The following is an 18,852-nucleotide window of genomic DNA, read 5'->3' as shown; positions in this document are numbered from 1 at the left end:
GCCACGGGCACTTCAGTGCCTCCCCGGCCGTTCACACAACGGCGGCCGGGGACGGTACCGTTCGGTAACGGGCGGCCCGGCCGCCGCCCGACCAGCGTCAGTCGCACGAGACGGAGTGGCACCGGATGCAGCACGCAGTGGGGTCTCCGCTGCCGCCGCCCCATCAGCCGGGGCACGGACCGGCCACCGGCTGGTCCCCGGCCGCACAGCAACCGCCCGGGGCCCCGCAGCCCCCCGCGCCGGGCTTCGCGGGCACTCCCGCCGCCCCGCACACCCAGGGACAGGCCCCGCACACCCAGGGACAGCCTCCGCACGCCCCGGGCCACGCTCCCCCCGCGTCGGCGCCGCCGCCCCGCCCGCAGGGCCAGGCGCCCGCCACCCTTCAGCTGGGGCCGGGCCCCGTGCCGCCGACCCCGGACACCACGGGACACATCCAGCTGCCGCCCGGCGGCCCCGTCGCGATGCCGAGCCCCCCGCAGGGCACGGCGCAGGCCGACTCCGGCGCCACGACGCTCGCCGTGCTGCTCATCGGCCCTGCGGGCGCGGGCAAGACGAGCGTGGCCAAGTTCTGGGCCGAGCACCGGCGCGTCCCGACGGCCCACATCAGCCTCGACGACGTACGCGAATGGGTCCGCTCCGGGTTCGCCGACCCCCAGTCGGGCTGGAACGACCACTCGGAGGCGCAGTACCGCCTGGCCCGCCGCACCTGCGGCTTCGCCGCGCGGAACTTCCTGGCGAACGGCATATCGTGCATCCTCGACGACGCCGTCTTCCCCGACCGCCCGGTCGTGGGCCTCGGCGGCTGGAAGCGCCACGTGGGGCCGGGGCTGCTGCCCGTCGTGCTCCTGCCGGGCCTGGAAGTAGTCCTGGAGCGCAACGCCGAGCGCAGCGGCAACCGCCGCCTCACCGACGAGGAAGTGGCCCGCATCCACGGCCGCATGGCCGGCTGGTACGGCTCGGGCCTGCCCATCATCGACAACTCCCAGATGGACGTTCCCGCCACGGCCCGCGTCCTGGACGACGTCCTGGCCCGCGCCATCGCGAGCCCGCCGCAGTGGTAGCGCAGGGCCCACCGCAGTCGTAGGGAAGGGCCCGCCGCCCGGTCGGACGCGCTGACCGGGCCGGGTCGCCGTGGCGCTCATAGGCTCGCCCCATGTCAGAGGTGTACGCGGTCCGCAGGGAGCGGGTGAGGGAGCGGTGTGCCGCGGGTGGTGGTGCGGCGGCGCTGATCTCCCGGCCCGCCAACGTCCGCTATCTCGCCGGAGCGGCGCCCCGCGGCGCCGTGCTCCTGGTCGGCACGGACGAGGACGTCCTGCTGTGCGGGCGCCCACCCGGTGACCTGCCGGGCGAGGGGCGGCCCGACGAAGCGCTGCGGACGCGGCTGCTGCCCGCGCCGGGCGCCGACCCGGCCGTCGCCGGGGCCGGGCTCGCCGCCGCACAGGGAGTCGAGTCGCTGGCCGTCGAGGAGCACCACCTGACGGTGGCCCGGCACCGGGCGCTCGGCTCGGTCGCGCCGGGGCTGCGGCTGGTGGACCTCGGCGGGGCGGTGGAGCAGCTGCGGTTCGTCAAGGACGAGGAGGAGATCTCCTGCCTGCGGATCGCCGCGGAGATCGCCGACCAGGCGCTGGGGGAGCTGCTCGAGTCCATCCTCGTCGGGCGCACGGAGCGGCATCTGGCGCTGGAGCTGGAGCGGCGCCTGGTGGACCACGGCGCGGACGGGCCCGCCTTCCCGACCTCCGTCGGCACCGGGCCGAATTCCGGCAAGGGCGGCCACCGGCCGTCCGACCGCCGGGTGGAGGAGGGCGACTTCCTCTCCGTCTGCCTGGGGGCGAGCTACCGCGGATACTGCTGCGAGATCGGGCGTACGTTCGTCATCGGGACGTCTCCCGCGGACTGGCAGATCGAGCTGTACGACCTCGTCTTCGCCGCTCAGCGGGCGGGCAGGGAGGCCCTCGTACCCGGTGCGGCCTGCCGCGACGTGGACCGGGCGGCACGTCATCCACTGGACTCCGCGGGCTATGCGGACGGGCTCGCTCCGCTGACTGGACACGGTGTGGGGCTCGAAATCGACGAGGACCCGCAGCTGGCGCCCTCGGCCATGGGTAAACTGGACGCTTGCGTGCCGGTCACCGTCGAACCGGGGGTTCACCTCCCGGGCCGGGGTGGTGTCCGGATCGATGACACGCTCGTCGTGCGCCCCGAGGCGGACGGCGGACCCGAGCTACTCACCATCACGACCAAGGAACTGCTCGCGCTGTGACGCGCGTGCGCCCCCGGGGTCGTCCACCAGTCAGTCAGTGCAGGAGATTCCGCAACCGTGGCTTCCACGAACGACCTCAAGAACGGCCTGGTGCTCAAGCTCGAAGGCGGCCAGCTCTGGTCCGTCGTCGAGTTCCAGCACGTCAAGCCCGGCAAGGGCCCGGCCTTCGTGCGCACCAAGCTCAAGAACGTGCTCTCCGGCAAGGTCGTCGACAAGACGTTCAACGCCGGCGTCAAGGTCGAAACGGCCACGATCGACAAGCGCGACATGCAGTTCTCCTACATGGACGGCGACTACTTCGTCTTCATGGACATGGAGACGTACGACCAGCTGCACGTCGACAAGAAGGCCGTCGGCGACGCCGCCAACTTCCTGATCGAGGGCTTCACCGCCTCCGTCGCGCAGCACGAGGGCGAGGTGCTCTACGTCGAGCTGCCCGCCGCCGTCGAGCTCGTCATCCAGGAGACCGAGCCGGGCGTCCAGGGCGACCGCTCCACCGGTGGCACCAAGCCCGCCACCCTGGAGACCGGCCACCAGATCCAGGTGCCGCTCTTCATCACCACCGGTGAGAAGATCAAGGTCGACACCCGCACCAGCGACTACCTCGGCCGGGTGAACAGCTAACCGTGGCTGCTCGTAACACGGCCCGCAAGCGCGCCTTCCAGATCCTCTTCGAGGCGGACCAGCGCGGAACGGACGTCCTGACGGTCCTCGCCGACTGGGTGCGCCACTCGCGGTCCGACACCCGGCAGCCGCCGGTGAGCGAGTACACGATGGAACTCGTCGAGGGGTACGCGCAGCATGAGCGACGCATCGACGAGCTCATCTCGCAGTACGCCGTCGGATGGACCCTGGACCGCATGCCGGTCGTCGACCGGAACATCCTGCGGCTCGGCGCCTACGAACTGGTCTGGGTCGACGGCACCCCCGACGCGGTGGTCCTCGACGAGGCGGTCCAGCTCGCCAAGGAGTTCTCCACGGACGAGTCGCCGTCCTTCGTCAACGGCCTGCTCGGACGCTTCAAGGACCTGAAGCCGTCCCTGCGCCGGGACGAGGCGTAAAGCCTCTTCCGTACCTCACCGCCGGGGCCCGCAGCGGATTGCTGCGGGCCCCGGCGGTTTTCTCGTACCTGGTTTTCACCGGGGCGGCCCGGGGAATTGCTCCGGAATAGCGAAAACCGCCGGGGTGGCCGCGGCCTTTCGGCCGCAGCCACGTTCTGCTGAAGTGTCGGGGCGGGATCAGACCTCTTCGTGGGCCACCGCGCGACGCGCGTCCGCGTCCAGGACGCCCCAGCTGATGAGCTGCTCGGTCAGGACCGAGGGGGACTGGTCGTAGATGACGGCGAGGGTGCGCAGGTCGTCCTGGCGGATCGAGAGCACCTTGCCGTTGTAGTCACCGCGCTGCGACTGGATCGTGGCGGCATACCGCTGGAGCGGGCCCGCCTTCTCCGCAGGCACGTGGGCCAGGCGCTCCAGGTCGAGGACGAGCTTCGGCGGCGGCTCGGCGGCGCCACCGGGAGCCGTGCCGGGCAGGAGCTCCTGCACGGGGACGCCGTAGAAGTCCGCCAGCTCGGCGAGGCGCTGCACGGTCACGGCACGGTCGCCGCGCTCGTACGACCCCACGACGACCGCCTTCCAGCGTCCCTGGGACTTCTCCTCGACGCCGTGGAGGGAAAGGCCCTGCTGGGTACGGATCGCGCGGAGCTTGGCCCCGAGCTGCTTGGCGTATTCGCTGGACATATAGCTCCCCGGACGCTGCGACAATCATGCGGCTCCGCCGCGTGGCTGGTAACTCACTGTGAGGTTACGCAGCGTTACTTGCCTGCGTCAAGCCGAATGGTCCGTACCGCCTCTTCGGTGGAGGCCGATGACGTGTTCGGTCATCAGTACTGGTAGTCTGGCTGGCGCAATTTCGACGTCCTTTAATGTCCGTCCCGTGAGGCGGAGAAGGAGGTCCGTTTCATATGGACACGCAGGACCCCAAAGACCCCGCTGTCGCGCGCCCCGTACTCGAAGGCCCGGACATCGCACGGGTGTTGACCCGCATCGCCCACGAGATCGTCGAGCGCGCCAAGGGCGCCGACGACGTGGTGCTCCTCGGCATTCCCACCCGCGGCGTCTTCCTCGCCCGCCGGCTCGCCACGAAGCTCGAAGAGATCACCGGCGGCAAGATCCCGGTCGGCTCCCTCGACATCACCATGTACCGCGACGACCTGCGCATGCACCCGCCGCGTGCGCTGGCCCGCACCGAGATCCCCGGTGACGGCATCGACGGCCGCCTGGTCGTCCTCGTCGACGACGTGCTCTTCTCCGGCCGCACCATCCGGGCCGCCCTCGACGCGCTGAACGACATCGGGCGTCCGCGCGCGGTGCAGCTCGCCGTGCTCGTCGACCGGGGCCACCGCGAACTGCCCATCCGCGCCGACTACGTCGGCAAGAACCTCCCCACGTCGCTGCGGGAGACGGTCAAGGTGCAGCTCACCGAGGAGGACGGCCGCGACGCCGTGCTGCTCGGCGCCAAGCCCGCCTCCGCTTAAGGCCGGCTTCCCACCGCACGGGCCCAGGGCACGACCCTGCGCGCCCGCGCGCCCGCAGACCTCCACACACCGGAGTACCCCCCGATGATGCGACACCTCATCTCGGCCGCCGACCTCTCCCGCGACGACGCCGTCCTGATCCTCGACACGGCCGAGGAGATGGCGCGGGTGGCCGACCGGCCGATCAAGAAACTGCCCGCCCTGCGCGGCCGCACCGTGGTCAACCTCTTCTTCGAGGACTCGACCCGGACCCGGATCTCCTTCGAGGCCGCCGAGAAGCGCCTCTCCGCCGACGTCATCAACTTCGCCGCCAAGGGGTCGTCCGTCTCCAAGGGCGAATCCCTCAAGGACACCGCGCAGACCCTGGAGGCGATGGGCGTCGACGCCGTCGTCATCCGGCACGGCGCCTCCGGCGCGCCCTACCGCCTGGCCACCTCCGGGTGGATCGACGCCGTCGTCATCAACGCCGGCGACGGCACCCACCAGCACCCCACCCAGGCCCTGCTCGACGCCTTCACCATGCGGCGCCGCCTCGTCGGACCCGACGCGGGCCTCGGCCAGGACCTCGCGGGCAAGCACATCACCCTCGTCGGCGACGTCCTGCACAGCCGCGTGGCCCGCTCCAACGTCGACCTGCTGCACACCCTCGGTGCCGAGGTCACCCTCGTCGCCCCGCCCACCCTGGTGCCGGTCGGCGTCGAGCAGTGGCCCTGCGAGGTCTCGTACGACCTGGACCGCGTCCTCGCGAAGTCCGACGCCGTGATGATGCTGCGGGTGCAGCGCGAGCGCATGAACGCCGCGTTCTTCCCCACCGAGCGCGAGTACTCGCGGCGCTACGGCCTGGACGGCGAGCGCATGGCGAAGATGCCGGAGCACGCCATCGTGATGCACCCCGGCCCGATGGTCCGCGGCATGGAGATCACCGCCGAGGTCGCCGACTCCGACCGCTGCACGGTGGTCGAACAGGTCGCCAACGGCGTCTCCATCCGCATGGCCGTCCTCTACCTGCTTCTCGGCGGCAACGAGCCTGCCGTCACCCACACCCGGTCCAATGATTCGGAGACCAAGTAAGCATGAGCAAGATCCTGATCCGTGGTGCGAAGGTGCTGGGCGGCGAGGCGCAGGACGTCCTCATCGACGGGGAGACCATCGCCGATGTCGGCACCGGGCTCGCCGCCGAGGGCGCGACCGTCGTCGAGGCCGAGGGCAAGATCCTCCTGCCGGGTCTCGTCGACCTCCACACCCACCTGCGCGAGCCGGGCCGCGAGGACTCCGAGACCGTCCTGACCGGTACGCGCGCCGCCGCCTCCGGTGGCTACACCGCCGTCTTCGCCATGGCCAACACCTTCCCCGTCGCCGACACCGCCGGCGTCGTCGAGCAGGTCTACCGGCTCGGCAAGGAGTCCGGCTACTGCGACGTGCAGCCCATCGGCGCCGTCACCGTCGGCCTGGAGGGCAAGAAGCTCGCCGAGCTGGGCGCCATGCACGAGTCCGCCGCCGGGGTGACCGTCTTCTCCGACGACGGCAAGTGCGTCGACGACGCCGTGATCATGCGGCGCGCCCTGGAGTACGTGAAGGCCTTCGGCGGCGTCGTCGCCCAGCACGCCCAGGAGCCCCGCCTCACCGAGGGCGCCCAGATGAACGAGGGCGTCGTCTCCGCCGAGCTGGGCCTCGGCGGCTGGCCCGCGGTGGCCGAGGAGTCGATCATCGCCCGGGACGTCCTGCTCGCCGAGCACGTCGGATCCCGCGTCCACATCTGCCACCTCTCGACCGCAGGGTCCGTCGAGATCGTGCGCTGGGCCAAGTCCCGCGGCATCGACGTGACGGCCGAGGTCACCCCGCACCACCTGCTGCTCACCGACGAGCTGGTCCGCTCGTACAACCCGGTCTACAAGGTCAACCCGCCGCTGCGCACCGAGCGCGACGTCATGGCGCTGCGCGAGGCCCTCGCCGACGGCACCATCGACATCGTCGCCACCGACCACGCCCCGCACCCGCACGAGGACAAGGACTGCGAGTGGGCCGCGGCCGCCATGGGCATGGTGGGCCTGGAGACCGCCCTCTCCGTCGTCCAGCAGACGATGGTCGAGACCGGCCTGCTGACCTGGGAGGCGGTCGCCGACCGCATGTCCTTCAAGCCGGCGAGGATCGGCCGAGCCACCGGCCACGGCCGCCCCGTCTCGGCAGGTGAGCCCGCGAACCTCGTCCTGGTCGACGCCGATTACCGTGGGGAAGTGGACCCCGCGGGCTTCGCCTCGCGCAGCCGCAACACTCCCTATGAGGGCCGTGAGCTGCCGGGCCGCGTCACGCACACCTGGCTCCGGGGCCGGGCCACGCTCGTCGACGGGAATCTCGCGTGACAACTCTTGTGGAACTGGCCGCCGAGAAGGAATCGGCGGACGTGACCGACTGGGCCGCACGGCTCGGCTGGGTCGTCGGACTGCTGCTCTTCATCGCGCTCGTCTACTGGCTGATGCGCGAGGGCTGGAAGTGGCGCGGCACCCTCCAGAGCGACCTGCCGGAACTCCCCAGCGCGCCGAGCGAGGCGGGCCCGGCCAGACTTGAGCTGAGCGGCCGCTACCACGGCTCCACCACGGCGGGGCAGTGGCTCGACCGCATCGTGGCGCACGGCCTGGGCACCCGCAGCCGCGTCGAGCTGACGCTCACCGACGCGGGGCTCGACGTCGTACGCCCCGGAGCGGCCGACTTCTTCATCCCGGCCGACCGGCTGCGCGAAGCCCGTCTGGACAAGGGCATCGCCGGGAAGGTTCTCGCGGAGGGCGGTCTGCTGATCGTCACGTGGGAACACGGCGAGAAGCTCATCGACTCCGGCTTCCGCTCGGACCACGCGGCCGAACAGGCCGAGTGGGTCGAGACCATCAACAGCATGATCAATACCGCTACTACGGAAGGCACCGCACGATGACGACCTCCACCCGGGGAGCCGGCAAGGCTCCCGCCGTACTCGTCCTGGAGGACGGCCGCATCTTCCGCGGCCGCGCCTACGGGGCCGTGGGGGAGACCTTCGGCGAAGCGGTGTTCTCCACCGGCATGACCGGCTACCAGGAGACGCTCACCGACCCCTCGTACGACCGCCAGATCGTGGTCGCCACCGCCCCCCAGATCGGCAACACCGGCTGGAACGACGAGGACGACGAGTCGGGCCGCATCTGGGTCTCCGGTTACGTGGTCCGCGACCCCGCCCGCATCCCCTCCAACTGGCGTGCCCGGCGCTCGCTCGACGACGAGCTGGCGAAGCAGGGCGTCGTCGGCATCTCCGGGATCGACACCCGCGCCCTCACCCGCCACCTGCGCGAGAGCGGCTCCATGCGCTCCGGCATCTTCTCCGGCACCGCGCTGGACAGCACCTCCGGCGCGGGCCCCGCCGCCCACGAGGAGCTGGTCGCCCGCGTCCAGGCGCAGCCCCACATGAAGGGCGCCAGCCTGTACGAGGAGGTCGCCACCAAGGAGGCCTACGTCGTCCCGGCCGTCGGCGAGAAGAAGTTCACCGTCGCCGCCATCGACCTCGGCATCAAGGGCATGACCCCGCACCGGATGGCCGAGCGCGGCATCGAGGTGCACGTGCTGCCCGCGACCGCCACCGAGGAGGAGGTGTACGCCGTCGCCCCCGACGGAGTCTTCTTCTCCAACGGCCCGGGCGACCCGGCCACCGCCGAAGGACCGGTCGCGCTGATGGCCGCCGTCCTGAAGCGCAAGACGCCGCTGTTCGGCATCTGCTTCGGCAACCAGATCCTCGGCCGCGCCCTCGGCTTCGGCACGTACAAGCTGAAGTACGGCCACCGCGGCATCAACCAGCCGGTGCAGGACCGCACCACCGGCAAGGTCGAGGTCACCGCGCACAACCACGGCTTCGCCGTGGACGCGCCGCTCGACAAGGTGAGCGAGACCCCCTTCGGCCGCGTCGAGGTCTCCCACGTCTGCCTCAACGACAACGTCGTGGAGGGGCTCCAGCTGCTCGACCAGCCGGGCTTCTCCGTCCAGTACCACCCCGAGGCGGCCGCCGGCCCGCACGACGCCGCGTACCTCTTCGACCGCTTCACGTCTTTGATGAACACCGTCCTGATGGAGGGCCAGCGTGCCTAAGCGCACCGATATCCAGTCCGTCCTGGTCATCGGCTCCGGCCCGATCGTCATCGGTCAGGCCGCCGAGTTCGACTACTCCGGCACCCAGGCGTGCCGGGTCCTCAAGGCCGAGGGCCTGCGCGTCATCCTCGTCAACTCCAACCCGGCGACGATCATGACCGACCCGGAGATCGCCGACGCCACGTACGTCGAGCCGATCACCCCGGAGTTCGTCGAGAAGATCATCGCCAAGGAGCGTCCGGACGCGCTGCTGCCGACGCTGGGCGGCCAGACGGCCCTCAACACGGCGATCTCCATGCACGAGCAGGGCGTCCTGGAGAAGTACGGCGTCGAACTCATCGGGGCCAACGTCGAGGCGATCAACAAGGGCGAGGACCGCGACCTCTTCAAGGGCGTCGTCGAAGAGGTCCGCAAGAAGATCGGGCACGGCGAGTCCGCCCGCTCGTACATCTGCCACTCCATGGACGACGTCCTCAAGGGCGTCGAGGAGCTCGGCGGCTACCCCGTCGTCGTCCGCCCCTCCTTCACCATGGGCGGCGCCGGCTCCGGCTTCGCCCACGACGAGGAGGAGCTCCGCCGTATCGCCGGGCAGGGCCTGACCCTCTCGCCGACCACCGAGGTGCTCCTGGAGGAGTCCATCCTCGGCTGGAAGGAGTACGAGCTGGAGCTGATGCGCGACAAGAACGACAACGTCGTGGTCGTCTGCTCCATCGAGAACTTCGACCCGATGGGCGTGCACACCGGTGACTCGATCACCGTCGCGCCCGCGATGACGCTGACCGACCGCGAGTACCAGGTCCTGCGGGACGTCGGCATCGCGATCATCCGTGAGGTCGGCGTCGACACCGGCGGCTGCAACATCCAGTTCGCGGTCGACCCCAAGGACGGCCGCGTCATCGTCATCGAGATGAACCCGCGCGTCTCGCGGTCCTCCGCGCTCGCTTCGAAGGCCACCGGCTTCCCGATCGCGAAGATCGCCGCCAAGCTGGCCGTCGGCTATACGCTGGACGAGATCCCGAACGACATCACCGAGAAGACGCCGGCCTCCTTCGAGCCGACCCTCGACTACGTCGTCGTCAAGGCCCCCCGCTTCGCCTTCGAGAAGTTCCCGTCGGCGGACTCGACCCTGACGACCACCATGAAGTCGGTCGGCGAGGCCATGGCCATCGGCCGCAACTTCCCCGAGGCCCTCCAGAAGGCGCTGCGGTCGCTGGAGAAGAAGGGCTCGCAGTTCACGTTCGTGGGCGAGCCCGGTGACAAGGCCCTTCTTCTGGAGGAGGCCGTCCGCCCGACCGACGGCCGCATCAACTCCGTCATGCAGGCCATCCGCGCGGGCGCCACCCCGGACGAGATCTTCGACGCCACGAAGATCGACCCGTGGTTCGTCGACCAGCTCTTCCTGATCAAGGAGATCGCGGACGAGCTGGCCGCCGCCGAGCGCATGGACGCCGACCTGCTCGCCGAGGCCAAGCGGCACGGCTTCTCCGACGCCCAGATCGCCGAGATCCGCGGCCTGGGCGAGGACGTCGTCCGCGAGGTGCGCCAGACGCTCGGCGTACGCCCGGTCTACAAGACGGTCGACACCTGCGCCGCCGAGTTCGCCGCGAAGACGCCGTACTTCTACTCCTCGTACGACGAGGAGAGCGAGGTCGCCGAGCGCGAGAAGCCCGCGGTGATCATCCTGGGCTCGGGCCCGAACCGCATCGGCCAGGGCATCGAGTTCGACTACTCCTGCGTCCACGCCTCCTTCGCGCTGAGCGACGCGGGCTACGAGACCGTGATGGTCAACTGCAACCCCGAGACCGTCTCCACGGACTACGACACCTCCGACCGGCTCTACTTCGAGCCGCTCACCCTGGAGGACGTCCTGGAGATCGTCCACGCCGAGGCGCAGGCCGGGCCGATCGCGGGCGTCATCGTCCAGCTCGGCGGCCAGACCCCGCTCGGCCTCGCGCAGGCCCTCAAGGACAACGGCGTCCCCATCGTCGGCACCTCGCCCGAGGCCATCCACGCCGCCGAGGACCGCGGCGCCTTCGGCCGCGTGCTCGCGGAGGCCGGGCTCCCCGCGCCCAAGCACGGCACCGCCACCACGTTCGACGAGGCCAAGGCCATCGCGGACGAGATCGGCTACCCCGTCCTCGTCCGCCCGTCGTACGTGCTCGGCGGCCGCGGCATGGAGATCGTGTACGACGAGGTCCGCCTCGCCGCGTACATCGAGGAGTCGACCGAGATCAGCCCCTCGCGGCCGGTCCTCGTCGACCGCTTCCTGGACGACGCGATCGAGATCGACGTGGACGCCCTCTACGACGGCACCGAGCTCTACCTCGGCGGCGTCATGGAGCACATCGAGGAGGCCGGCATCCACTCCGGCGACTCGGCGTGCGCCCTGCCCCCGATCACGCTCGGCGGCTTCGACATCAAGCGCCTGCGCGCCTCCACGGAGGGCATCGCCAAGGGCGTCGGCGTCCGCGGGCTGATCAACATCCAGTTCGCGATGGCGGGCGACATCTTGTACGTCCTCGAAGCCAACCCGCGCGCCTCCCGCACCGTGCCCTTCACCTCGAAGGCGACCGCGGTGCCGCTGGCCAAGGCCGCCGCCCGGATCTCGCTCGGCGCGACCGTCGCCGAGCTGCGCGCGGAGGGCATGCTGCCCCGGCACGGCGACGGCGGCACGCTGCCGATGGACGCGCCGATCTCCGTCAAGGAGGCCGTCATGCCGTGGTCGCGCTTCCGCGACATCCACGGACGCGGCGTCGACACCGTCCTCGGCCCGGAGATGCGCTCCACGGGTGAGGTCATGGGCATCGACTCGGTGTTCGGCACCGCCTACGCCAAGTCGCAGGCCGGTGCGTACGGCCCGCTGCCGACCAAGGGCCGCGCCTTCATCTCCGTCGCCAACCGCGACAAGCGCTCGATGATCTTCCCGGCGCGTGAACTGGTCGCGCACGGCTTCGAGCTGTTCGCCACGTCCGGCACGGCCGAGGTGCTCAAGCGCAACGGCCTGCCCGCCACGGTGGTGCGCAAGCAGTCCGAGGGCGAGGGCCCGAACGGCGAGAAGACCATCGTCCAGCTCATCCACGACGGCGGCGTCGACCTCATCGTCAACACCCCGTACGGCACCGGCGGCCGCCTCGACGGCTACGAGATCCGTACGGCCGCCGTGGCGCGCTCCGTGCCGTGCCTGACGACGGTCCAGGCGCTCGCCGCCGCCGTCCAGGGCATCGACGCGCTCAACCGCGGCGAGGTGAGCGTCCGTTCGCTCCAGGAACACGCGGAACGCCTGACCGCGGCCCGCGACTAGCAGCCCTGAGGGGGACACCGGAAACGGTGTCCCCCTCTTCATGAGGCTCTGCTCACGAGGCTCTCCCCGTGAGGTCATGGGGCTCTTTCTGAGGACATCGAACATGTACAAGCTCTTCTTCAACCTCGTCTTCAAGCGCATGGACCCGGAGCAGGCCCACCACCTCGCCTTCCGCTGGATCCGCCTCGCGGCCCGCATTCCCGTGCTGCGCACCTACCTCGCGGCCGCCCTCGCGCCCCGCCACGAGGAACTGCGCACCGAGGCCTTCGGACTGCGGATGCACGGCCCCTTCGGTCTCGCCGCGGGCTTCGACAAGAACGCCGTCGCGATCGACGGGATGTCGATGCTCGGCTTCGACCACATCGAGATCGGCACCGTCACCGGGGAGCCGCAGCCCGGCAACCCCAAGAAGCGGCTCTTCCGCCTCGTGCAGGACCGCGCGCTGATCAACCGCATGGGATTCAACAACGAAGGCTCGGCGGCCGTGGCGGAGCGCCTGGCGGCCCGCACGGCGGTGTTCAAGACCGTCGTCGGCGTGAACATCGGCAAGACCAAGGTCGTGCCGGAGGAGGAGGCCGTCGGCGACTACGTGAAGTCGACCGAGCGCCTGGCCCGCCACGCCGACTACCTCGTCGTCAACGTCTCGTCCCCCAACACCCCGGGGCTGCGCAACCTCCAGGCCACCGAATCGCTGCGCCCGCTCCTGACCGCCGTACGCGAGGCCGCCGACCGCAGCGTCGAGGGCCGACGCGTACCGCTCCTCGTGAAGATCGCCCCTGACCTGGCTGACGAGGACATCGACGCCGTCGCGGACCTCGCCGTCGAGCTCGGCCTGGACGGCATCATCGCCACCAACACGACCATCGCGCGCGAGGGCCTCGGTCTGAAATCCGAACCCACCCTCTACGGAGAGACCGGCGGGCTCTCCGGCGCCCCGCTCAAGGAGCGCTCCCTGGAGGTCCTGCGCCGCCTCTACGCGCGCGTGGGCGACCGCATCACGCTCGTGGGCGTCGGTGGCATCGAGAACGCCGAGGACGCCTGGCAGCGCATCCTCGCCGGCGCCACCCTCGTCCAGGGCTACAGCGCCTTCATCTACGAGGGACCCTTCTGGGCCCGCGCCATCCACAAGGGCCTCGCCGCGCGCCTGCGCACGAGCCCGTACGCCACCCTCGCCGACGCGGTCGGCGCCGACGTGAGGAAGTCCGCATGACCGCCCCGCAGACCCCCGTGAGCGCCCTGGAGCCCTTCGGCACCCGGCTGCGCCACGCCATGGACGAGCGCGGCCCGCTCTGCGTCGGCATCGACCCGCACGCCTCGCTGCTGTCCGCCTGGGGACTGGACGACGACATCGCGGGCCTGGAGCGGTTCACGCGCACCGTAGTCGAGACGCTCGCCGGGACCGTGGCGGTCTTCAAGCCGCAGAGCGCGTTCTTCGAGCGCTTCGGGTCGCGCGGCATCGCCGTCCTGGAGAAGGCGGTCGCGGAGCTGCGGGCGGCCGGGGCCCTGGTCATCATGGACGCCAAGCGCGGCGACATCGGCTCGACCATGGCCGCGTACGCCGAGACCTTCCTGCACCAGGACTCGCCGCTGTTCAGCGACGCCCTCACGGTCTCGCCCTACCTCGGATACGGCTCCCTGAAGCCGGCCGTCGAGCTGGCCCGCGAGAACGGCGCCGGGCTCTTCGTGCTCGCCCTGACCTCCAACCCGGAGGGCGCCGAGGTCCAGCACGCGCTCCGCGAGGACGGCCGCACGGTCGCGGCCACCGTCCTCGGTCACCTCGCCGACGAGAACGCCGGACAGGCGCCCCTCGGCTCCTTCGGGGCCGTCGTCGGCGCGACGCTGGGCGACCTCTCCTCGTACGACCTCGGCATCAACGGCCCGCTGCTCGCCCCCGGGATCGGTGCCCAGGGCGCGACCCCGGCGGACCTGCCGGCCGTCTTCGGTCCGGCCGTGCGCAACGTCGTCCCGAGCGTCAGCCGGGGCGTGCTGCGGTATGGGCCGGATGCGGCGGGCCTGAGAGGTGCCGCGGAGCGCTTCGCGGACGAGATCCGGGCCGCGGTCGAGGCGGCGTGAACGGGGCGGCGGGGCGTGCGCGTGGCTCCCGACGCCGGTTCGCCGACGACTCGGTGATGGCTCACTGACACTTCCCTGACAACTCGCTGGCTCAAATCGGCGTCGATATGCCCGATATGTACGGCTCGACAGAGGCTGACCAGGACTTTTCGTCAGTTCTCGCTGACTCCAGCGGCCATGGCCGCTAGTCTCCGAGGGAGCCAACGGGCAAGTGCGTTGCGCGTTGCTCCCCTGGTGTGGGGCGACTAGGTTCCTCACCGGTCCGTATCCGACAGTTCGACATCCGAGGTGACGTAGGCGTGGCTCTTCCGCCCCTTACCCCTGAACAGCGCGCAGCCGCGCTCGAAAAGGCCGCCGCGGCTCGCCGGGAGCGGGCCGAGGTCAAGAATCGACTCAAGCACTCCGGTGCCTCGCTTCACGAGGTCATCAAGCAGGGCCAGGAGAACGATGTCATCGGCAAGATGAAGGTCTCCGCCCTCCTGGAGTCCCTGCCGGGCGTGGGCAAGGTCCGCGCCAAGCAGATCATGGAGCGTCTTGGCATCTCCGAGAGCCGCCGCGTGCGCGGTCTCGGCTCCAATCAGATCGCGTCTCTTGAGCGCGAGTTCGGCGGTGGCGCTGCCTGACGTTCTCAGGCACTCCTGAGAACCTGGATAATCGCTGCATGGCTGCAACATCCCGGGGGACGACCCCCGTACCCCCGGACGTACGTCCGCGGCTGACCGTGCTCTCCGGCCCCTCCGGGGTCGGCAAGAGCACGGTCGTCGCCCATATGCGCAAGGAACACCCCGAGGTCTGGCTCTCCGTCTCCGCCACCACGCGTAAGCCGCGCCCCGGTGAGAAGCACGGAGTCCAGTACTTCTTCGTCTCCGACGAGGAGATGGACAAGCTGATCGCCAACGGCGAGCTCCTGGAGTGGGCCGAGTTCGCGGGCAACCGCTACGGCACGCCGCGGCGTGCCGTCCTCGAACGCCTGGAGGCGGGCGAACCCGTCCTCCTGGAGATCGACCTCCAGGGCGCGCGCCTGGTGCGCGAGTCGATGCCCGAGGCACAGCTGGTCTTCCTCGCCCCGCCGAGCTGGGACGAGCTGGTCCGCCGGCTCACCGGCCGGGGGACCGAGGCACCCGAGGTGATCGAGCGCAGACTGGCCGCGGCCAAGATCGAGCTCGCCGCCGAGGCCGAGTTCGACACGACCCTGGTCAACACCTCCGTCGAGGACGTGGCCCGTGAGCTGCTAGCCTTGATGAAAGTTCTTTGATCTGTACCCATGTCTTGACTTCTGGTCTTGACTCACTTGATCCCACCGGAAGGCAGAGCGTGTCCTCTTCCATCACCGCGCCCGAGGGCATCATCAACCCGCCGATTGATGAGCTGCTCGAAGCCACCGACTCGAAGTACAGCCTCGTGATCTACGCCGCCAAGCGCGCGCGCCAGATCAACGCGTACTACTCGCAGCTCGGTGAGGGCCTCCTGGAGTACGTCGGCCCCCTGGTCGACACCCACGTCCACGAGAAGCCCCTCTCGATCGCGCTCCGCGAGATCAACGCGGGCCTGCTGACGTCCGAGGCCATCGAGGGCCCCGCCCAGTAGGCGTTGTTCGTTCTTTCATCACAGGCCCGGCAGCGCTACTGCCGGGCCTGTGGTGTGTCATGGAGCAGTACGCATCCGAGCGCGGGGAGACAGAGGCAGTGGCCGAGAAGCCGAAGGTAGTCCTGGGGGTCAGCGGTGGCATCGCCGCCTACAAGGCGTGTGAGCTGCTGCGGCGGCTGACCGAGTCGGGCCATGACGTGCGCGTGGTGCCCACCGCGTCCGCGCTGCACTTCGTCGGCGCCGCGACCTGGTCCGCGCTCTCCGGCCACCCCGTCTCGACCGAGGTCTGGTCGGACGTCCACGAGGTGCCGCACGTCCGCATCGGCCAGCACGCCGACCTCGTGATCGTCGCGCCCGCCACCGCCGACATGCTCGCCAAGGCGGCCCACGGCCTCGCCGACGACCTCCTCACCAACACGCTCCTGACCGCCCGCTGTCCGGTGGTCTTCGCCCCGGCCATGCACACGGAGATGTGGGAGCACCCGGCCACCCAGGAGAACGTCGCCACGCTGCGGCGGCGCGGCGCCCTGGTCATCGAGCCCGCCGTCGGCCGCCTCACCGGCGTCGACACCGGCAAGGGCCGCTTCCCCGTCCCCGCCGAGCTCTTCGAGGTCGTACGCCGTGTCCTCGCGCGCGGCGACCTGGCGCAGGATCTCGCGGGACGTCACGTCGTGGTCAGCGCGGGCGGGACCCGCGAGCCCCTCGACCCGGTCCGCTTCCTCGGCAACCGCTCCTCGGGCAAGCAGGGGTACGCGCTCGCCCGCAGCGCGGCGGCACGGGGCGCCCGCGTCACGCTCGTGGCGGCGAACGCGGCCCTGCCGGACCCGGCGGGCGTCGACGTCGTGCCGGTCGGCACCGCCATGCAGCTGCGCGAGGCCGTCCTGAAGGCCGCGGCCGACGCCGACGCGGTGGTGATGGCGGCCGCCGTGGCCGACTTCCGGCCCGAGACGTACGCGGCGGGCAAGATCAAGAAGAAGGACGGCCAGGAGCCGGCGCCCATCACCCTGGTCCGCAACCCCGACATCCTCGCCGAGATCGCGGGGGAGCGGGCGCGCCCCGGCCAGGTGATCGTCGGCTTCGCCGCCGAGACGGACGACGTCCTCGCCAACGGCCGCGCCAAGCTCGAACGCAAGGGATGCGATCTGCTGGTCGTCAATGAGGTCGGCGAGCGCAAGACGTTCGGTTCCGAGGAGAACGAGGCCGTCGTGCTCGGCGCGGACGGCAGCGAGACGCCGGTGCCGTACGGGCCGAAGGAAGCGCTCGCGGACACGGTGTGGGATCTGGTCGCGGGGCGGCTGTCCTGAGGCGATGAGAGAGGTGAGGGAGGCGAGGCGGAGGAGATGGCGGTTGCGGCCTCTCACCTGTCTCACCATGTGGATGGCGTGTGCACGTCCGTGATCACCTCCGGCGGTGTGTGGCTGATCTCTTTCGCCTCTTCCTCATCCGTTCGCCGTATCTCTTTCGTCTCTTGGCGGAACTCGGCCACAATGCGACGCGTTACTTGACGGGGTCTCCATCCGCGGGGCTCAATGTCATCTTCGTCCCACCAGGGGCTCAAACCCGGGAAAAACGGGCGCGAGGCCCTCTGGCGGGGACTGATCGCCGTACCGCACAATGCAGTGCCGCAGGTCACAGGGCTCCCAAGTGGCGAGACATGTGGTCCGGCGGACGAGTGTGACCGATAAACTGGTCTCGGACGACGTCGGGCGCAGCCCCCGGCCGTCCACCAATGATCAGACAGCAGCCGCTGCAACCACAGGGAGCGATGTGTCCCGGCGCCTCTTCACCTCGGAGTCTGTGACCGAGGGTCACCCCGACAAGATCGCTGACCAGATCAGCGACACCATTCTCGACGCGCTTCTGCGGGAGGACCCGACCTCCCGGGTCGCCGTGGAGACGCTGATCACCACCGGCCTCGTCCACGTGGCCGGCGAGGTCACGACGAAGGCGTACGCGCCGATCGCGCAGCTCGTGCGCGACAAGATCCTCGAGATCGGTTACGACTCCTCGAAGAAGGGCTTCGACGGCGCCTCCTGCGGCGTGTCGGTGTCCATCGGCTCGCAGTCCCCCGACATCGCGCAGGGCGTCGACACGGCGTACGAAAAGCGTGTCGAAGGCGATGAGGACGAGCTGGACAAGCAGGGCGCGGGCGACCAGGGCCTGATGTTCGGCTACGCCTGCGACGAGACGCCGGAGCTCATGCCGCTCCCGATCCACCTCGCGCACCGCCTCTCGCGGCGCCTGTCCGAGGTGCGCAAGAACGGGACGATCCCGTACCTGCGCCCCGACGGCAAGACCCAGGTCACCATCGAGTACGACGGCGACAAGGCCGTCCGCCTCGACACGGTCGTCGTCTCCTCGCAGCACGCGAGCGACATCGACCTGGACTCGCTCCTCGCTCCCGACATCCGTGAGTTCGTGGTCGAGCCCGAGCTGAAGGCCCTCCTCGAGGACGGCATCAAGCTGGAGACCGAGGGCTACCGCCTCCTGGTCAACCCCACCGGCCGCTTCGAGATCGGCGGCCCGATGGGCGACGCCGGCCTGACCGGCCGCAAGATCATCATCGACACGTACGGCGGCATGGCCCGCCACGGCGGCGGCGCCTTCTCCGGCAAGGACCCGTCCAAGGTCGACCGCTCGGCCGCCTACGCGATGCGCTGGGTCGCCAAGAACGTCGTCGCGGCCGGCCTCGCGGCCCGCTGCGAGGTCCAGGTCGCCTACGCCATCGGCAAGGCCGAGCCGGTCGGCCTCTTCGTCGAGACCTTCGGCACGGCCACGGTCGACACCGACAAGATCGAGACGGCCATCGGCGAGGTCTTCGACCTGCGCCCGGCCGCGATCATCCGCGACCTCGACCTGCTCCGCCCGATCTACTCGCAGACCGCCGCGTACGGCCACTTCGGCCGGGCGATCCCCGACTTCACGTGGGAGCGCACGGACCGCGTGGACGCGCTGCGGAAGGCGGCGGGGCTTTAGGTCCTGGCCTGTTCG

Annotated in this window: 18 protein-coding genes; 17 read left to right on the top strand and 1 reads right to left on the bottom strand. The window is 70.4% G+C overall.

The features are described from left to right. Window positions 1-125: 125 nt before the first annotated feature. The 4 genes from KKZ08_RS06560 (at window position 126) to nusB (ending at window position 3,321) form a co-directional block, all read left to right on the top strand. A complete protein-coding gene (locus tag KKZ08_RS06560) occupies window positions 126-1,061 on the top strand; it encodes a Pro-rich N-terminal domain-containing protein (protein WP_223773535.1) in 936 nt (311 codons plus the stop codon). 92 nt (window positions 1,062-1,153) lie between these two features. Next, complete coding sequence (locus KKZ08_RS06555; protein ID WP_223773534.1) at window positions 1,154-2,260, top strand: aminopeptidase P family protein; 1,107 nt, start codon at window positions 1,154-1,156, stop codon at window positions 2,258-2,260. A gap of 57 nt (window positions 2,261-2,317) precedes the next feature. Next, on the top strand, window positions 2,318-2,884 hold the full coding sequence (efp, locus tag KKZ08_RS06550; RefSeq protein ID WP_223773533.1) for an elongation factor P: 567 nt from the start codon (window positions 2,318-2,320) through the stop codon (window positions 2,882-2,884). 2 nt (window positions 2,885-2,886) lie between these two features. Further along, the gene (gene nusB / locus KKZ08_RS06545) at window positions 2,887-3,321 is read left to right on the top strand and encodes a transcription antitermination factor NusB (RefSeq protein ID WP_223773532.1); all 435 of its coding nucleotides are present in this window, start codon (window positions 2,887-2,889) and stop codon (window positions 3,319-3,321) included. A 177-nt stretch (window positions 3,322-3,498) separates the two neighbouring features. On the opposite strand, the gene bldD is transcribed toward nusB, so the two are convergent. Further along, window positions 3,499-3,999, bottom strand: coding sequence for a transcriptional regulator BldD (gene bldD / locus KKZ08_RS06540; RefSeq protein ID WP_055698930.1), 501 nt, complete (start codon window positions 3,997-3,999; stop codon window positions 3,499-3,501). Window positions 4,000-4,223: 224 nt separating this feature from the next. Between bldD and pyrR the strand changes: the two genes are divergently transcribed. From pyrR to metK, 13 genes are all read left to right on the top strand, one after another. Beyond that, window positions 4,224-4,796 carry a bifunctional pyr operon transcriptional regulator/uracil phosphoribosyltransferase PyrR gene (gene pyrR, locus KKZ08_RS06535; RefSeq protein WP_223773531.1) on the top strand — a complete coding sequence of 191 codons (573 nt, stop codon included), beginning with the start codon at window positions 4,224-4,226 and terminating at the stop codon, window positions 4,794-4,796. An 84-nt stretch (window positions 4,797-4,880) separates the two neighbouring features. Further along, window positions 4,881-5,867 (top strand): aspartate carbamoyltransferase catalytic subunit, encoded by a 987-nt coding sequence (locus KKZ08_RS06530; protein WP_223773530.1) that lies wholly within the window; start codon window positions 4,881-4,883, stop codon window positions 5,865-5,867. A gap of 2 nt (window positions 5,868-5,869) precedes the next feature. Continuing rightward, the gene (locus KKZ08_RS06525; protein ID WP_223773529.1) at window positions 5,870-7,156 is read left to right on the top strand and encodes a dihydroorotase; all 1,287 of its coding nucleotides are present in this window, start codon (window positions 5,870-5,872) and stop codon (window positions 7,154-7,156) included. Further along, window positions 7,153-7,722: a hypothetical protein gene (locus KKZ08_RS06520; RefSeq protein WP_223773528.1), complete on the top strand. Its 570-nt coding sequence runs from the start codon at window positions 7,153-7,155 to the stop codon at window positions 7,720-7,722. Before KKZ08_RS06525 ends, KKZ08_RS06520 begins: the two co-directional genes overlap by 4 nt. Then, complete coding sequence (gene carA / locus KKZ08_RS06515; protein WP_223773527.1) at window positions 7,719-8,900, top strand: glutamine-hydrolyzing carbamoyl-phosphate synthase small subunit; 1,182 nt, start codon at window positions 7,719-7,721, stop codon at window positions 8,898-8,900. The genes KKZ08_RS06520 and carA overlap by 4 nt, the downstream gene beginning before the upstream one ends. Further along, window positions 8,893-12,201: a carbamoyl-phosphate synthase large subunit gene (gene carB, locus KKZ08_RS06510; RefSeq protein ID WP_223773526.1), complete on the top strand. Its 3,309-nt coding sequence runs from the start codon at window positions 8,893-8,895 to the stop codon at window positions 12,199-12,201. The genes carA and carB overlap by 8 nt, the downstream gene beginning before the upstream one ends. A gap of 103 nt (window positions 12,202-12,304) precedes the next feature. Beyond that, a complete protein-coding gene (locus KKZ08_RS06505; RefSeq protein ID WP_223773525.1) occupies window positions 12,305-13,411 on the top strand; it encodes a quinone-dependent dihydroorotate dehydrogenase in 1,107 nt (368 codons plus the stop codon). 17 nt (window positions 13,412-13,428) lie between these two features. Then, a complete protein-coding gene (gene pyrF / locus KKZ08_RS06500; protein WP_223778936.1) occupies window positions 13,429-14,274 on the top strand; it encodes an orotidine-5'-phosphate decarboxylase in 846 nt (281 codons plus the stop codon). A 299-nt stretch (window positions 14,275-14,573) separates the two neighbouring features. After that, window positions 14,574-14,897 carry an integration host factor gene (locus KKZ08_RS06495; RefSeq protein WP_005319887.1) on the top strand — a complete coding sequence of 108 codons (324 nt, stop codon included), beginning with the start codon at window positions 14,574-14,576 and terminating at the stop codon, window positions 14,895-14,897. A 38-nt stretch (window positions 14,898-14,935) separates the two neighbouring features. Then, window positions 14,936-15,529, top strand: coding sequence for a guanylate kinase (gene gmk / locus KKZ08_RS06490; RefSeq protein ID WP_223773524.1), 594 nt, complete (start codon window positions 14,936-14,938; stop codon window positions 15,527-15,529). A gap of 59 nt (window positions 15,530-15,588) precedes the next feature. Continuing rightward, window positions 15,589-15,861 carry a DNA-directed RNA polymerase subunit omega gene (gene rpoZ, locus KKZ08_RS06485; protein ID WP_005319902.1) on the top strand — a complete coding sequence of 91 codons (273 nt, stop codon included), beginning with the start codon at window positions 15,589-15,591 and terminating at the stop codon, window positions 15,859-15,861. A gap of 59 nt (window positions 15,862-15,920) precedes the next feature. Then, on the top strand, window positions 15,921-17,165 hold the full coding sequence (coaBC, locus tag KKZ08_RS06480; protein WP_223773523.1) for a bifunctional phosphopantothenoylcysteine decarboxylase/phosphopantothenate--cysteine ligase CoaBC: 1,245 nt from the start codon (window positions 15,921-15,923) through the stop codon (window positions 17,163-17,165). Between the two features lie 463 nt (window positions 17,166-17,628). Then, window positions 17,629-18,837: a methionine adenosyltransferase gene (gene metK / locus KKZ08_RS06475; RefSeq protein WP_223773522.1), complete on the top strand. Its 1,209-nt coding sequence runs from the start codon at window positions 17,629-17,631 to the stop codon at window positions 18,835-18,837. Window positions 18,838-18,852: the final 15 nt, after the last annotated feature.

Source organism: Streptomyces sp. 135 (assembly GCF_020026305.1).
In the GTDB taxonomy this organism is placed as follows: Bacteria; Actinomycetota; Actinomycetes; order Streptomycetales; family Streptomycetaceae; genus Streptomyces.
The sequence above is the reverse complement of the archived record's forward strand: the minus strand, read 5'-3'. Positions and strand labels throughout refer to the sequence as shown.